Source organism: Vibrio sp. 1249-1, assembly GCF_033340495.1.
This window is the reverse complement of sequence record NZ_JAWOWJ010000759.1, coordinates 1-617: the sequence shown is the minus strand read 5'-3', so window position 1 is coordinate 617 and position 617 is coordinate 1. Positions and strand designations below refer to the sequence as shown.

Below are 617 nucleotides of genomic sequence, written 5' to 3'. Positions count from 1 at the left end.
ATCCGCCAGCGGAACTAAAGCCAATGAATGATCAATTTGGCCGTTCAACGTCAAAAAGCCCGCCACTTTGACGCGCACACGTTTCGGCGCTTGAACTTTATTTGTGCCACCCGTTTGAGGAATCATCAACGTGACGTAGTCACCGACTTGCACCTTCAACTCATTTGCAACTCCTCGACCTAAAATCACTTGTTGTTGGCCTGAGTAAAAGTTTTGCCACGCCTCTGGATCAATAAAGTCAGACATGCTCGACACCACTTGCTAATACGCAGGATCCAAAACACGCACTTCAATCGCCTTAAGTTTGCTGCCTTTTTCGGCTAAACCTGTAAAGCGGACGTACGGAGCGGCAGCAACGACATGCTCATGTTGCAGCGCTTGGTTCATCGTCTTGGTGTAGTTCTGAAGTGGCCCGTTAACCCCTTCTAACTCACCATGAGGAATCACGGACAACACACGCGACTGAAGCTCACGCTCAAAACCATTCATCGCCGAAAGGCCAATGATGATCACCGCCACGCCTACTGCAATGCCAATGGTTGAAGAAAGAGAAATGAACGACACCATTTTGTTGCGCTTTTTCGCACGGCTAAAGCGTCCACCAATCATTAATGCTA

General features: G+C 48.6%; 1 pseudogene. It reads right to left on the bottom strand.

What is annotated here, in order from left to right:
- Nucleotides 1-617: pseudogene (locus R7Z50_RS28760) on the bottom strand (ABC transporter permease); the annotation flags it as partial.